Origin of the sequence: Thermoactinomyces mirandus, from assembly GCF_013868055.1 — a bacterium.
In the GTDB taxonomy this organism is placed as follows: Bacteria; Bacillota; Bacilli; order Thermoactinomycetales; family Thermoactinomycetaceae; genus Thermoactinomyces; species Thermoactinomyces mirandus.
Map to the genome: position 1 here is coordinate 14,846 of NZ_JACEOL010000048.1, position 15,783 is coordinate 30,628.

The 15,783-nt window shown below is 42.0% G+C and carries 14 protein-coding genes and 2 pseudogenes; 4 read left to right on the forward strand and 12 right to left on the reverse strand.

Features of this window, described 5'->3' with window-relative positions; genetic code table 11:
• Position 1: 1 nt before the first annotated feature.
• From rhaB to rhaM, 3 genes are read right to left on the reverse strand one after another with little or no spacing between them, the layout of a single operon-like run.
• Complete coding sequence (rhaB, locus tag H2C83_RS13975; protein WP_181741820.1) at positions 2 to 1,411, reverse strand: rhamnulokinase; 1,410 nt, start codon at positions 1,409 to 1,411, stop codon at positions 2 to 4.
• A gap of 42 nt (positions 1,412 to 1,453) precedes the next feature.
• A complete protein-coding gene (locus H2C83_RS13980) occupies positions 1,454 to 2,797 on the reverse strand; it encodes an MFS transporter (protein WP_181741822.1) in 1,344 nt (447 codons plus the stop codon).
• A gap of 29 nt (positions 2,798 to 2,826) precedes the next feature.
• Positions 2,827 to 3,141: an L-rhamnose mutarotase gene (gene rhaM / locus H2C83_RS13985; RefSeq protein WP_181741824.1), complete on the reverse strand. Its 315-nt coding sequence runs from the start codon at positions 3,139 to 3,141 to the stop codon at positions 2,827 to 2,829.
• Positions 3,142 to 3,591: 450 nt separating this feature from the next.
• On the opposite strand from rhaM, the gene H2C83_RS13990 reads away from it, so the two are divergent.
• From H2C83_RS13990 to H2C83_RS14005, 4 genes are read left to right on the forward strand one after another with little or no spacing between them, the layout of a single operon-like run.
• Entirely contained in the window at positions 3,592 to 3,996 is a 405-nt protein-coding gene (locus tag H2C83_RS13990) for a DsrE/DsrF/DrsH-like family protein (RefSeq protein ID WP_181741826.1), read from the forward strand.
• Between the two features lie 33 nt (positions 3,997 to 4,029).
• Entirely contained in the window at positions 4,030 to 4,269 is a 240-nt protein-coding gene (locus H2C83_RS13995; protein WP_181741828.1) for a sulfurtransferase TusA family protein, read from the forward strand.
• Positions 4,270 to 4,318: 49 nt separating this feature from the next.
• Complete coding sequence (locus tag H2C83_RS14000) at positions 4,319 to 5,458, forward strand: NAD(P)/FAD-dependent oxidoreductase (protein WP_181741830.1); 1,140 nt, start codon at positions 4,319 to 4,321, stop codon at positions 5,456 to 5,458.
• 15 nt (positions 5,459 to 5,473) lie between these two features.
• On the forward strand, positions 5,474 to 6,055 hold the full coding sequence (locus H2C83_RS14005; protein ID WP_181741832.1) for a helical membrane plugin domain-containing protein: 582 nt from the start codon (positions 5,474 to 5,476) through the stop codon (positions 6,053 to 6,055).
• A 141-nt stretch (positions 6,056 to 6,196) separates the two neighbouring features.
• Here the strand turns inward: H2C83_RS14005 and erm are convergent, their stop codons facing one another.
• The 9 genes and pseudogenes from erm to H2C83_RS14045 form a co-directional block, all read right to left on the reverse strand.
• Positions 6,197 to 7,057, reverse strand: a complete 861-nt coding sequence (erm, locus tag H2C83_RS14010; protein WP_181741834.1) for a 23S ribosomal RNA methyltransferase Erm — start codon at positions 7,055 to 7,057, stop codon at positions 6,197 to 6,199.
• Positions 7,058 to 7,132: 75 nt separating this feature from the next.
• Positions 7,133 to 7,393, reverse strand: coding sequence for a hypothetical protein (locus H2C83_RS17445; protein ID WP_220184191.1), 261 nt, complete (start codon positions 7,391 to 7,393; stop codon positions 7,133 to 7,135).
• A gap of 264 nt (positions 7,394 to 7,657) precedes the next feature.
• The gene (locus H2C83_RS14020; RefSeq protein WP_246333931.1) at positions 7,658 to 8,866 is read right to left on the reverse strand and encodes an MFS transporter; all 1,209 of its coding nucleotides are present in this window, start codon (positions 8,864 to 8,866) and stop codon (positions 7,658 to 7,660) included.
• A gap of 109 nt (positions 8,867 to 8,975) precedes the next feature.
• A complete protein-coding gene (locus tag H2C83_RS14025) occupies positions 8,976 to 10,547 on the reverse strand; it encodes a Vga family ABC-F type ribosomal protection protein (RefSeq protein WP_181741854.1) in 1,572 nt (523 codons plus the stop codon).
• A gap of 333 nt (positions 10,548 to 10,880) precedes the next feature.
• Positions 10,881 to 11,009: a hypothetical protein gene (locus H2C83_RS18185; protein ID WP_281364171.1), complete on the reverse strand. Its 129-nt coding sequence runs from the start codon at positions 11,007 to 11,009 to the stop codon at positions 10,881 to 10,883.
• A 299-nt stretch (positions 11,010 to 11,308) separates the two neighbouring features.
• Positions 11,309 to 11,893 (reverse strand): histidine phosphatase family protein, encoded by a 585-nt coding sequence (locus H2C83_RS14030; RefSeq protein WP_181741840.1) that lies wholly within the window; start codon positions 11,891 to 11,893, stop codon positions 11,309 to 11,311.
• Between the two features lie 311 nt (positions 11,894 to 12,204).
• Positions 12,205 to 13,143: a class I SAM-dependent methyltransferase gene (locus tag H2C83_RS14035; protein ID WP_181741841.1), complete on the reverse strand. Its 939-nt coding sequence runs from the start codon at positions 13,141 to 13,143 to the stop codon at positions 12,205 to 12,207.
• Between the two features lie 936 nt (positions 13,144 to 14,079).
• Positions 14,080 to 14,898 (reverse strand): annotated as a pseudogene (locus H2C83_RS14040) (alpha/beta hydrolase).
• 34 nt (positions 14,899 to 14,932) lie between these two features.
• Positions 14,933 to 15,739: pseudogene (locus tag H2C83_RS14045) on the reverse strand (ABC transporter ATP-binding protein).
• Between the last annotated feature and the right edge of the window lie 44 nt (positions 15,740 to 15,783).

The window sequence follows — 15,783 nt, forward strand, 5'->3', positions numbered from 1 at the left end:
CTCATTCGGTCTTTGTATACGTATTCATATCAAACGAATTCCGGATTATTTTTCGCGCCTTGTCCAGACTGCCTATTTTCCCTTGGGCGATCAGCTGTACGGCAATATTTCCGATAGCCGTAGCTTCGACCGGGCCGGCAACAATCTCCTTTTTTGTCTTATCGGCAATCAGCTGGTTCAGCAGTTCGTTTTGGGAGCCACCGCCAATCACATTAATTTTGCGGAATCTTTTATGAAAAATCTGTTCGATTTCTTCTACCGCCTGTTGATAGCTGAAAGCAAGACTTTCAAAAACAGTTTTTGCGATCTGGCCGGGATTTTCCGGAACAGGCTGGTTATTTTCAAGGCAGGCATTCCTGATTTCCTCGATCATATTTTCCGGCTTCAAAAACCTGTCATCATTTACCGGAACAATCGCGTGAAAATGTCTTTCCATGCTTGCCAGCTTGGCAAAATCAGCATATGAATAACGATGATTCAAGTTGCGTTTAACTTCCTGGATCATCCAAAGGCCCATAATATTTTTCAGAAAACGGAAACGGTAATCCAGCCCGCCTTCGTTGGTAAAATTGCAGTCAAGCGCTTTGGCCGAACATATTGGAAAACCCGTCTCAATGCCAATCAACGACCATGTTCCGGAACTGATATAAATCGTATCATCTGTTTCAGGAACGGAAACAACTGCAGAACCGGTGTCATGGGTTGCCGGCAAAATAACTTCCATATCGAAACCGAATTCTTCCGCAAGTTCCGGTCTGAGCTTGCCCAAACAGGACTTGGGCATCCGGATTTGCTGAAACATTTCACTCGGTATTTCAAGTTTGTCAAGGATTTTTTTATCCCATTTTTTTGTATTAGCGTTTACCAGTTGGGTAGTGGTGGCATTGGTATATTCATTCACTTTTTTTCCGGTCAGCAAAAAATGCAGATAATCAGGGATCATCAGAAAAGTTTTGGCCTTTTTCAGAATATCCGGGCGGTGCTTTTTAAGATAATACAATTGATAAATGGTATTAAATTTCTGGAACTGGATACCAGTTTCAAAGTATAATTCTTCTTTACGGATGATGTTGAATACTTCTTCCATCATTCCATCGGTACGCTGGTCACGGTAAGCAACCGCATCGGTTAACAGGTTGTCTTCTTCATCAAGTAATACAAAATCAACCGCCCATGAATCAACACCAATACTTACCGGTTTAAATCCGTATTCTCGTGACTGGTGAATCCCTTTTTTCATTTCCGCAAACAATTTGCCAATATCCCAGCAGAAATGGTTATTTTTGTGTACAATCCTGTTTTCAAAGCGATAAACCTCTTTCAGATGCAACCTCCCGTCCTGAGTATATCCTGCAATAATCCTTCCGCTTGATGCACCAAGATCGACAGCCAAGTTGCATGTCTTTTTCATTGCATTTCCCCCAATATTGGCACCAGGCCCGTTTCACCAGGATCAATTCCGGTTGCAGGCAGATGTCTGGCCAACTTGTTTTCCATCAGGCAAATCCGTGCCTCCGTACCGTTCCTTTTCAATTTGTTCCAATGTTTTTCCGCTTGTATCGGGAGCATAAGCGATGCCAATAACCATATGGATGGCAAGGAACGTAATCATGACAATCCCTGCTACTTTAAATCCAAGCGTTGCCATTAATGTTGGCAGGATAAATGACCATATCGCAATTCCGCTGCGTACAATAAAATACATCATTCCCTGTGCACTGGCCCGATACCTGGTAAGAAACAATTCACTGGTCCACAATGCGTAAAAGGCCTGTGCGCCGATCCCCGCCGCAGACCCCCAAAGTGTTACGAATATAATCAATGTTGGCCATGTCATCGGCATAAATGTCAGGATGATCCAGGCAACAACCCCCATCAAGGCACCAATGCCAAATAAAAATCTCCTGCTGATTTTGTCTCCCAGTCTCATAAATCCGAAATAGGTCGTCAACACAGTAAGGGTCCAAAGAAATGCCTGCAGGAGGTTAGCCTGGGCCTGACTCAATCCACCCACATTTTCATAGATATATGGCATAAAGTAACCCATGGCTCCCGCTGTCAGGTTCCAGAACAGATAAATCCCGATTAACAGAAACAGGGCCTGGCGGTTTACTTTAAGAGAAAATAACTCTTTCAGTGAACTCATTTTTACTTTGCTGACAGCACTGTCTTTCTTCTGCACCTCATTTTGTTTTTTCCAGATTTCCGATTCAGGCAGTCCGCGCCTCAAATACCAGGTAAAAAATGCGACAACAAACAGGTGGAAAAAGATGATTCGCGAGCCTAAAAGGCCAAGTGGTGCCAAAAGCACGGCAAGAACAAAAGTTATCGCAGGTCCGATTGACCAGGCCAATTGGGTTGCACCAACGCGAAATGCGCGCCTGTTGCCCGGTGCTTCTTCAGCTATATAGGTCCAGGATACCGGAACTCCGGCACCTACGGCCATGCCCGTAATAACCGTACCAATTAACAGCATGGGAAAATTAACCGAAAATGTGATAAATAAAACACCGATCATATAGAACAGCAAATCATAATTAAAAATAATTTTGCGACCGAATTTGTCGGTTAAAGGACCGCCAATAGTGGCACCAAGCGCGGCTCCAAAAGCATTGGCACTTAACGCGCTAAGCAGACCGATTCCGATATTGCTAATCCCGAGGTATTCCTGCCACAAGGTCAAACTGCTGGCAGCAGCAATAATGGAACCCGCTTCAATATAGTTAGCCATCGATACAGCTACGGTTGCTTTCTTGCCGGAAACATTTTTTGCGGCAAAATATTTCTTTTTTTCCATAACGTTTGATCTCCTTTTGATATAAATGGTTAATCCATATGAAATACCATTTTCAAATCTTTCGTGACAGGACTGTGATCCGGATTGGTCTCCATAACGGGAGTCATGTAAACCCACCACTTTTGATTGATTTCAGCAGAAGACAATTTTTCCCATTTTTCTTCATCTTCAATTTCCACATAAGCAAATAACTTGTCTGTCTCTTTATCGAGAAAGATTGAATAATTCCTTACTCCATGATCGTGCAATGCCTGAACCAGTTCTGGCCAGATTTCCGTGTGTCGCTTTTCGTACTCCTCATGCATGTCAGGATAAACGGTCATGACAAATGCTTTTCGGATCATTTTCATCCAACCTTTCTATGAATGATGGGGCGAAATGTCAGCGGTTTCATCCTTTCGCATGAACCTGCCTACATTTGTTTCCCCATATATAAGTTTAATTGAATTTATGCAGGAAATCAATATAAAACGGAAAAAATCAAAAATAATTTATTTTGTTCTCTTTGTTTTATGTTGTATTTTGATGGATTAATTTTTATTTATGTCACTGCATCTTTGCAAAAAGTTTTACCCAGCGTGATTGTGGCTTTTCGGTTTCCAACTCCATTCAATCGATATGATTGCTGGTGTGATAACCAATAATTTCATATAATTACTTCATAAGAAAATTATATTTTTCCACAAAATATCTATATTTTTCACATCAATGTCAATATTTCCTTTATACCCGTGGGGGTATAATAAAAACGTGAAGGAGATTTGACCTGTTTTTCCGGATAAGGAGGCCATATTATGGAAGAAAACAAAAATCCTTCTTTTGCTATTATCGTCATGTCAGAGGAATTGGAAAAAATCCATGCCGCCGCTTTGATTGGCTCCATGGCGGCAATGACCGGCACGACCGTCAATTTTTTTCTTACCATGAACTCATTAAAAGCGTTTCTTAAAGAAAACGTTTCCGAAAAAAACTTCAAGACAGGCGACGTTGGAAAAGCCATGATCGAAAAAGATGTGACACTGTTTCCAAAACTTCTTGAAACCGGAAAGGAAATGGGAGACCTGAATATTTACTGCTGTGCATTGGCGATGGATGTAATGGGCTGGAGAAAAGAAGATCTGATTGATATTGTCGACGATGTGATTGGGATTACCACATTTTTAAACATGGCGCAAAATGCCAAAGTAATTACCGTTTGATGGGAAGACAATCACTATAAGGAGGAAAAGGACATGAGTGAACCAACCGTAACCGAATCGGTAGATGCACGCGGTTCCTATTGCCCGGGCCCGTTGATGGAACTGGTAAAAACCATTAAATCTGCCCAAGTCGGAGATGTAATCGAAATTCTTTCCAATGACGAAGGTTCTGCCAAAGATATCCCGGTCTGGGTCAAAAAAATGAAACACGAATTGGTTTACAGAAAAAAAGTTAATGACTATTGGAAAATCGCAATTCGCAAAAAACATTGAATGGAGCACACGATAAAACAAAATGTTCCGCCAAAAAGGGGGGTTACCGATGACTAAACGAATTGTAGTGCTTGGTGGAGGAACTGCTGGCACAATGGTTGCCAACAAGCTTGCCCGTCAATTAAGCGCCCCCATCGGGAATAAGGAAGTAGAGGTCACGTTAGTTTCAAATGCCGAAAAACATATTTACCAGCCAGGCTATTTATATATTGCATTTAACGAAAAGATGCCAGAGCATTTTGTTCGGAAGGAAAAAGAACTGGTTCATCGCAACGTCAATCTTGTTTTTGATGATGTGGTCCGGATTGACTCGGAAGCAAACAAACTGGTATCAGACAAAGCTTCCTATCCATATGATTATCTGGTGGTCGCAACCGGTTCCTATCCCGATTTTGACTCGATTCCCGGTTTGAAAGAGGCTGCACACGATTTCTATACATTGGAAGGAGCAATAAAATTACGTGATGCTTTGGCATCATTTGAAGGGGGCACCATTCTTCTTACCGTGGACGTACCTCACAAGTGTCCTGCCGCTCCGTTAGAAATCACTTTAATGATGGAAGATTATTTTGCCAGACGCGGCATCCGGGATCGGGTAAAGATCGTATACACGTATCCCATTAACCGGATCCATTCATTGGAACCCATTGCCAGATGGGCAGAACCTGCCTTTGAAAAACGGAACATTATTGCTGAAACATTTTTTAATCTGGAAAAAATTGATCCGGAACGCAAAGTCGCCATTACGATGGATGGAGAAGAACACGCTTTTGACCTGTTGATCTCTGTGCCGGCCCACAAAGGAGCTCCGGTTATCCTGAATTCCGGGATCGGGGATGAAACCGGCTTTATCCCCACAGATCGTTACACATTGAAAATGGAAGGTTCCGATAATATATACGTAATCGGTGATGCAACCAATCTCCCGATCAGCAAGGCAGGTTCCACGGCACATTACCAGAGTGAAACACTCGTACCAAACCTGATCAGCCGAATTAACGGTATTTCCGAAACAGCACACTATAACGGCAAGGTAGCCTGTTTCCTTGAAAACAGCCTTCACGATGCCAGCATGATTACTTTTGATTACACACATCCGCCGCAACCAGCAACAACCTCTGAATTGCTGCACTGGTTTAAAGGCGTATACAATGAAATTTATTGGCTCAATGTGCGTGGCATAATGTGAGGAGGTGAGAATTCCATGGGAATCCCTGCCATAGAAAAACCGGAGATGAACGCGAAAGAAGGCAAAGAACTGATTTCCGTGGCACTGGACTCCATGACGGATGAAATGGTTGTGGAATTGGCCCGAAAAGCTGTTTCCGCGATTGAACTGCTGGATGACATTTTACAGCCGGAAACCATCTCTTTACTCCGGAAGCTTCCGGAAACGGGCAAAAGTCTTGAAAACACCCTGGACATGCTGCAAACCCTGGAACAGACAGATACCCTGAAAACGTTAATCGAACTCGGTGAGATGGCATCCAGTTTGAAAGCTTCCATAACCAATACCATGGTTACGGATTTGACTGAAAAAGCAATTTCCGGTATTGAATTGGCTGATGATCTCCTTCAGCAGGGCGGGCTTGAAATGGTACAAGGGATGACCAATGCCTTTGCCAAGGCAGAGCAAAATATGAAATCAACGGATCAGGCACCATCGTTGAGACAGATTGTTCACAGCCTTAAGGACCCGGAGGTTCGCAAGGGGCTTGGTTTAATGATTGCCTTCCTTAAACTCCTGCCCTCGGAACTGGATAAAACTACCAAACAGGGCAGTTAAGCATATACAAGAGTGTGAAAACGATGTGATATGAATTGAAAAAATAACAGACGTCAAAAATTCTGGTAGTATTTTTCAGGATACAAAAAGAATCCATGCTTACATCCGCATGGATTCTTTTTATTTATAACCAGCCTAAATTCAATGCGTTTCATTTCCTTTTTTTGCTTTTGGCCAACATGGATATGGAACAAACCGGACCATTGCCTTAAAAATCCCTTTCCACTGTTCTTCATGGATTTCTCCAACCGGGATATCGGCACTTACGTTTATATCTTTCTTCAGACACCTGATCTGAGGCGGTGTAAACAGTCCCTTGAGCGCATAATCGAGCGGGGCTTTCGGGTTTTGGAGTGCATACTCAGCCAACCCCAGAAAAAAACGGTAATCTTTGTACGGTATGAGTGAATCTTTTTTTCTTGTGATCTGAATCATGGCTGAATCCACACTTGGACGGGGTGAAAAATAGTTTCGCGAAATATCCCTGATATAGTGAATATCAAACCACATTCTCCAGGCCAGTACATAAGCATCTTTAATTATCCTGGAAGTAAAGCGTCTGGCCGCTCCCTTCTCCATGACAATAATCCCTCTTTGCATCCCGCTGCAAGGATTGCTTAAAAGTTTCTTCATGATCGGTGTGGTTATGGCATACGGAATATTGGAGACAACGACAAATTTCCCTTTCGGCAGGCAGAATTGCATGATATCGCCATGGATTATTTTTGTATTCAAACTACCGGCCGTTTTTTTCTTAAGAAGTTCAACAAGCCGGGCATCATATTCTACCGCCCACACCTTGCCCGCTTTTTGCATCAGGAGAGTGGTCAAGGCACCTTTTCCTGCTCCCAGGTCCAATACGGTATCCGCAGCGCTTACTTTGGCTCTTTCCACCATTTCGCAAAGCACCTTTCTGTTTTTCAGGAAATGCTGCCCGGAGAAATTGGGAGGTCGCCCGCGACTTGTTTTTTTCCCGTTATTCTTATGAATTTTTCTGCTCACTTGATCTCTTCCTCTCAAAAAAAATCACAGACATCTGCCTGTGATTCAGAGTAAAGGGAAAAAGACCCATTCTATTCATTTGACGGCAAAAGCCTTTATGGCCATTACCAGAAATGCCTCCCAATTGCCAAAAAAAGAAAGGCAGCAATCCGCCCCCCCAATAGTAGAAAAGCATATCATTAAAGCCATATTCGGGGATCGTGACACCGGCAAAAGCACATAAAGTTTCCCGGCACCGCTGACCGTTTCACCGTTTTTCCTTCCATGGTACCTTTTTACTTTTAACCGGCACGAAGACACCCGTTTCCAGTAAATGCTCCCTGTAACCTGAGCCATATGCTTTTTCATTCCATTTTTATTGGATGGAGATTATTAAAAATGGGCAGACTTGTCCCGTTTACTCTGTTCACAAACAGAGCCTTTGAACATATTCAATTACCTGTTCAAAGTTGGGAAACGAAGTCTGGCAGAATACATTTTTTAATAATCCTCCTTATGATCGATAAATACAGTAATGATTATAAAGACACGTCCGCAATATGTCAAAAGCAAACATGTTCAAAGCCATGGCATTTTACTTTAAAACCCGGGCCAGTTCTTTTATGCCGGGCTTCCTGCTTTCAGCAGCACTTTGCTCCGCCCCAGGAAAATTCCCAGTACAAATATGAGAAACCCGGTTCCGACCAGAAGCCATTCAATTTTGATCACATCTGCGATCGGGCCAAACACAAGCATTCCTATCGGCATCATCGAAGTCGAAATCATACCAAATACCCCAAATATCCTTCCTAAATAATTTTCTTCTACCTTCTCCTGCAACAACACCGTTGCTGGCGTATTGAAGATGGGCATCACCACCCCGAATACTGCCATGAATAACAGATAAATCCAAAAGACAGGAATCGTGCCAAGCGCAAAAGTACAAGCTCCCATAACCAGACTTGAAAATACCATCGTATGGACTTTATTTGCAAATCCTCTCCAGGAAGCAATAATTCCTCCACCCAGGATCATTCCGACGGAATAAGCAACTTCGATCGCAGTCAACCGCCAGACCTCACTGCCGAAACTTCTTGAAACCTGCAATGGCGTCAGGAAAGCGGCAGGTGCGATTAACACAAAGAAGATAGCAAAAAATAAAAAGAATCTTTTCAGGAAGCCATGGGTTCTGATATATGACAATCCTTGCTTCATATCATTAAAATAGCTTGTTATCTGTTTTTTGGATGCCTTCTCATGCACCTGAACATGGAAAAACACAAGCAGGATCAATATGGCAACGACTGCCGTGATCACATCAACGAAGAAAATCATCTCGATCGAAGCTGTCGTCAACAGTGCCGCACTAACCATGGGAGAAAGCAACGTAATCAACGATTGAAGACTCCCGTTGATCCCATTCACTTTCGTGAGCATTTTTTTGGGCACGATTTGTGGCAAAACAGCCCCGACTGCCGGAGTTTGTATTCCTGTTCCAACCGCACGAACAGCGGATATTACAAAGAGCAGCCAAATGGCATCATAGCCCATCAGAAACACAACAGCGAGCATCAGTGTCACTAATGCAATCATGGCATCGGATAAAATGATCAGCAGCTTACGGTTATAGCGATCCGCCCATACCCCGGATAGCGGCGACAGAATAAAGGTTGGAATAAAACCGCAGATAATATAGATTGTCATCATTGCACCGGATTGTGTAGCAAGCGTAATGTACCAAAATATGGCATACTGCACGATTGACGAGCCAAACAGGGAGATCGTCTGACTGGTTAGAAAAAAAATAATGTTCTTTTTCCAATTTCCCATCAAATGGTCTGCTGGATTCATCTATTTTTCACAACCTTTTCTGCTAACAATTCCATGAAAACCCGTGTATTTTATTTTTACACTTTCACTTGAAAAAAACTTCTTCTATTCATTGGTCCATTTCCAATTTTCTTTTTTCAGCCAGGAGTTGCTGAAATTCCTGTTCCAGTTCTGCAGATGGCTCCATACTTAACCGGCCAAGCACTTCCGATATTCTGGTTTCCAGGACCAGCCGCCTGTCTTCCGTGTCATTTTGCTTTTGCTGTGGTTTATATCTCCTGTACTGATCATAAGTTCCATCAAAAAGCCGTATTTTCCTATGCTCGAAAACAAGGATCCGGGTCGCCGTATTTTGCACAAAACGACGGTCATGAGTCACAAAAATGACGGTTCCTTCATACTGTTGCAAAAGAGACTCCAACGCTTCCACAGCTTCAATATCAAGAAAATTTGTCGGTTCATCCAGGATCAATGTATTGATGTTACTGACAAACAGTTTGGCCAAAGCCACTTTTACCCTTTCTCCGCCACTTAAAACCCCCACACGTTTGTACACATCTTCCCTGAAGAAATGCAGTCTTGCCAGCACTGTGCGAATCAGCGTTTCATCCTGCCTGGATGAGGATTGGACATTTTCCAGAATTGATTTTCCATTGTCCAATATATTCAGATTCTGACTGAAATAACCGCTTTTCATCGATGGCGAAACAGTAATTCCTTCATCCTGGTGAATAATTTTTTTCACCAATGTGGTTTTTCCGCAGCCATTCGGCCCGATGATCGCCAACTTATCGCCACCCCGAACAAAAAAGCTGGTTTTCTCCCAAAGAATCCGGTCACCAACCTTGCCCGAAACATCTTTTACCCGCAAAACAATCCGGTTCCTGAATGTTTCCTGATGAACCAGGTTCATTCTGAGGGGGGGAGCCTCTTTGATTTTTTCCACTTTCTCCAGTTTCTCCAGCCTTGTCTCAATCGCTTTTGCTGCTTTTTGCAGTTTCTTTTGTTTCTTGGCAAAATAGGGTTTTGCCCCGGTAATTTTTGTTTCCGATCTGCTTGCTTTTCTTGGAACTTTGGTGGCCCTGTTCGCCTTTTTTTCTTTCAACTTTAATGCTTCTTCAAGCTGCCTTTTCTTTTGCTCATATTTTTCATACGCCAGTTTCTGACGCTCAACTTCCAATTCTTTTTGTCTAATGTAATCTGAATAGTTTCCTTTATATATCTTTACGTGTCCTTCATCAATCTCCCAAATGGTTGTACACAGTGCGTCCAGAAAAGCGCGGTCATGGGAGACAATTACAAACGCCCCTTGCCAATGCAAGAGCAGTTTTTCCAGCCATTCGATATGATCGGTATCCAAATTGGTCGTGGGTTCATCCAAAAGCAACAGCTCCGGTTCTCTGGAAATGACAGCGACAATATATTCCTGTGACAGTTCTCCTCCGCTTTTTGCCGTTACGGTCGGTTTCAGTTGCGGTAATAACTCAACAGTGGTGTGGGCAATAACCGTTCCTCCATCAGGGATTTTTCTTTCAGCCAAAGTCATCAGCAAAGTGGTTTTTCCACTGCCATTTCTGCCCACCAAACCGATCCGGTCATTTTCATCAATGCGCAAATGCTCTGCATCAATTAACAAACGGTCTTTTATATACAGCTTTAAATCGCGCGCTTCCAATAACATGTCATCATCCCCGTTTTTATCATGTTTTGGAGACAATAAAAGCCTCCTATCCACAATCAGAACAGGAGGCTCAGGTACAGGTGCAGACCAAAAGAAACCATTTTCTTTATGCTCCCAACCATAAAGACCAATCCTATTCTGAAAAGCTCCGATTGAAGGCAACACAAAACAAGCAGATCGTCTCTGCCGTAAACACTCTTCAATCAATTGGCTTTTTCGATAGGATTAGTACTTCATGTAATTGGTTCACCCTTCCGCACTATTTATTTACCCTGTCATCATAAACATAAATTAAGGTTTTGTCAATTCAGCAAACCGTAAAAAACAGATTACTTATTCTTCCTGGCATACGGACAGTTCTTCGTCAGTGCTGTCCAAAAATTGCTCCACCTTTTCTTCTGATATACCTGGCATATAATAACCGGCAGTCCCGGGGTGTCGCAACAAACTCTTGTTTTCCATTCATGATTTCGTAGGTTCCATTCTATTCAAACGGCTATTTTCTTCTTTTATCATATCCCCGTTTCCATACGGCTGCAGCTTTTCCAGCTCCTTTTTTTCTTAACAGAAAAACATGTAATAACATAACCAGAAAACAGCCTCGCAAAGATTGAAAAACCCAGGAGTTTTTATCATCTTTATTTATATTTGGTTTCACCTGACCTGTTGCTTTGTCGACTTTGATCATTTGCCTTCCGCCTGCTTCTTTACAAAAAGTGACGGATCAGCAAAAATTATCACATGTCGTAATTAAATATAACCTATTCAATTGACGAATCACCCGGGCAAGAATATGTAGTACAGATCCAATGCTTGAAACTGGTTATTTTTTTCCCTTTCCAACCCATTTTTTTCAATTCCCTGGCGATTAACAGATTAAAAAATCCATGACCGACCAATACTACAGAATTACATTTCTCAGCATAATCAACCAATAACTTTGCAGCTTTTTTCGCCCTTTTCCTGGCATCACAGAAAGACTCGCAGCCATTTGAATATCCGCTGATCCATAATAAATTTAACAGGACTATCCAAATACACGGTTTTAATTTTATGCTCCGCAATGGTTTCGAAGGAGCGGGAAACTCTGTTTCCCGAAACAATGGGTCCATGGTGGGATCCAGGTTGGGATTTAACAACTTCGCTGATTCAATGGATCTTTTTAAATTGCTTGTGATCACGATATTGGCTGCTTGTATTTTCTCCAGGGTTTTGGCTGGATAAAAAGATTCCTCGAAAACTCCGGTATGATCATACTTTTCAACCCATTTTTTAAAATCGCTCAATGTTATTCGCTGATTCTCTGTAATCTGTGGCTTTCCGTGTCTGATCAAAGATATCTCCATAGATCATACCCCTGTAGTATAGGATCAAAAAGTTTTATCATGTCAAACAACCAAAAATAATACGTTTTCCCTCCCTTGTCCTGATCTTTCTGCTATGCGTACTTCGGGGTCTGCATCTCCCGTCTGTTCATTTTTTACCCTCAAAATTATTCTTTCGAACAGCGAACCATCACTTTTAGCCAGATGAATCGATCAACCACGTCTTTGTGTTGCAGAGAAAAATGGCCTATGGGTGGAAAATGAACAACATGAAAGAAGAACCGCCTCTCCTTGCAAGAGGAAAGGCGGTATTGCTGTTGATTTCATCTTAATTATTGCTTTGTCGCCTTGATCAATTGCCTTCCGCCTGCTTCTTTCCAGGGAGCAGCGGATAAACCGGCATCGGCCAGCCAGGTTTTGTATTGTTCGTAAGTCCAGGTTCCCCCGGTTTCTGTATTGATAAGCATGTTAACTCCAAATAATGCCGGCCAGGCTCCGGTCCCCCGAATCATATCATTGATGACCAGCTGTCCTTTCGGAACCAGTTTTTCTGCTACATCAAGAAACAGTTTTCTGTTCTCCTGTTCCCCATAAATGTGACAAATATTTCCGAGATAAATGAGGTCGAAGGATCCTGATGGCAAACCTCTGGTAAAATCTCCTTTAACCATTTGGATGGGCAAGGACGGTTCCAGTTCGGGTTGCATCATATCTACCACTTCAGGCAGGTCCATTACCGTGACGATGGCTCCCTTGCGGGCAAAGGCCCTCGCATAGGTTAACGGGCCTCCGCCTACATCAAGCACTCTGGGCTTTGCCGGCAAACCTTCCAAACAATAATCTGCAACCTGTTCAGCAGATCTTTGGGCATTATGACTCATCGCCCGGATAAAGTGCCTGGTATGATCCGGAACATCCTTTTTTGAAACCGGCTTCCCGCTTTTCATCACTTCCGGAAGTTCGGTCCATGCCTTGATCAGGTGATAAGTGTGCATGAATGAATAACCCATATATCGTTCATGATCCGGGTTAAAAAAGAGATTGTCCGCCTCTGCGGTCAACTTGATCTTTTCCCCATCAGATGTGAGGTAATTCAATGCTTTCAAAGCTTCGACAACTATCCACAAAGCTCTTTGATCCAGGTTCAGTTTGGCCGTCAATTCTTCCAAAGTACAAGGATTGTTTTTTATTTCATCAAAAAGGCCGGTTTGCACAGCGGCACCTACAATCAAAAATTCCTGTGGCAGTTGAAAGGAGCTCGGGTCAGACATGCAAATTCCCCCTGTTTTTTAAATGTCAGCAAACTGGTTCCAAAGATCGACATCTGGTTGGCAGAAAACCGGGAAAAACGCGACAGGGATTGTTCCTTCAATCATTTTATGAATTACCCAGGCAGAAAAACACTCTTTATTAGGTTTTCTGATATTAATTTATAACTTTCATTATAGTATATCATATTAAGAGAATTTATTATATTGTAAATATAAGCATGCGTTTTTTTATTTCATTGGCATCTTTTAATAACCGATAAAATATCATAACAAAGCAATCAGACATCTGTTTATCTCTCCCTCTCATCCAAAACCCGTTAACAGGTATCCTTTTTATCCTGTCCTTATTGCTTCAATAATAAAAAAACACTCATTCCAAATGAAAGATGAGTGATTCGCAGACAGAGTTATTTATCCAGACGGATTTAGACTTTCCCTTTTGATCTGTATCATGCAGTTTTTCAGCAATCAGATAACAGGCCACATTTCATTAGGGAACCCGCAAATTACATTGTTATAAAATTCCCAAAACATTAAAAATATAACAAGTAACTTCAGGAAATCGCAAATTGATGTTTATTTAAAAATTTTTCCATGGAATCAACTCCTGTAAAGAATACCAATAATTCGCAAACTTTTTAATCAGATGACGGGTAATCAATTCTTATTCATATTTTATATAATAATGATTATCATTATCAATATAATTTGATTCCTTGCTTTTTTCCGATTGATTCCTTTCCAGACCGTTCTCTTTAACTCCTGTTACCCGTTTCCCCATTACCGGCGACGATCATATCGCAGGAATAAATAAAAAAAAGCCAAGCTTATAAAATTTGGCTGCCCGTTAACCCTGGACAAAAATCAATGATGGTTTTTAGACACACGGGAAAACTTTCATAAGTTGAATTAAATGAAGCCCCGTTACGACTGTATTCAACGGCTGAATACAAATCGCAAGGCACGGCTTAAGGTTGCAGGTAACAACATAAATATGGTTTTCCCCGTTCACCTCATTAAACTCTATCTGCAATCCGGAGTTTTTCAAGTTCGACAATCGATTTGACAGTTCTTTTACATCCCTGACCATATGGTCTTTTTCCAATGATCCTACTGACAGGAAAACTCCGCATCCACTTCTTTTTCACTTAATCGGGATATAACTTGTTGCTCTTTTTCTAAAATACATTGATTATTCCACCAAATGGAAGGACTGCTCACAAAATAGGTTTGAAATGCATCTGTTTTTGTAAACAAGACATACAACGCAAACAAACCGCCTAAAGAATGCCCGAAAATGGTTTGGCGCCCTCTATCCAGATGAAACCGTCTGTTCAGTACCGGTTTCAGTTCTTCTCCAATAAAATTCAAAAAAAGCTCAGCTCCTCCTGATTTGGGCCAGAGTTTTCTATTAGGTCTTGGTGGCAAGTCAACAGAGGAGGATGGGGGGGTAAAATCATAAAATCGATACACAGAAGCGAAATCTTCTTCTGCTGGATAACCGATCCCGACAATCATTGCCGGAGCAATTCCTGTTTTATCAGGTCTTTGGGATTGTAATCTTATAATTTCCTGGAATGTCTGAAAAAAAGCATTTCCGTCCAGTACATAAATAACCGGGTATCCTGAAGGCGGAGCCGGTTCCCTGGGTTTCGCCACAAAAATTCGATACGGACGATTCCCGATTTCAGAATGGAGCGTCCATTGTTCTGCCCCTGGAATGAGAATATTTGTTCTGGCCAAGCTATCTCCCATCGTAAGCTTCTCCTCCGTTTAACAATGATTCCTTTCATTTTGCCACGCGAACACCCCCAGACTCTTCCTGCGATACGGTGTCATATCCGAAACATACGGGGGTACCGCAATAAGAATCAATCATGATTCTCGCATCAATATGAAAAACTTTTCAATACTACCTTTGTCATGATTTATGAAGGTGCTCCGGTCTTTACAATCTTCCCTTGTTTCATTGCGACAATTTCATGTGAAAATCGGGCCGCATGATTAATATCGTGCAATACCATTACAACCGTACAGTTTTTTTCTTTATTCAATCTCTCCACGATCTGCAATACTTCCAGCTGGTGGGCCATATCGAGATAGGTGGTTGGCTCATCCAGCAACAACACTTCTGTTTCTTGCGCCAAAGCCATTGCCAGCCACACTTTTTGCCTTTGTCCGCCCGACAGGCACCCGATCTCACGTTTTCGGAAAGAAATGGTTTTTGTTATATCCACAGCCCATTCGATGATTTCCATATCTTTTTTTGATAAATTATACCCGTTCTTCCGATGCGGATATCTTCCGTAAGAAACAAGCTCTTCCACCTTTAATTCCGCCGGTGCAACAGGATTTTGCGTCAGTAAGGCAAGATGTTTTGCAATCTGCTTTGTAGGAATGTTGTGCAAATCTTTTCCCAGTAAATATACTTTTCCGTTCTTCTGTTTTATAATTCGTCCCATTGTTTTCAATAAAGTGGATTTGCACATCCATTCGGACCGATGATCGTCGTGATTTTTCCTGTCTTAATGTTCAGGTTCAGTTCACAAAACACAATATACCTTGGATAACAGCCCCGGCAATTCAAAGACCTAATCCCACTAAACCGGCAACCTGAAATCAAAGATGACCAAATCGTAT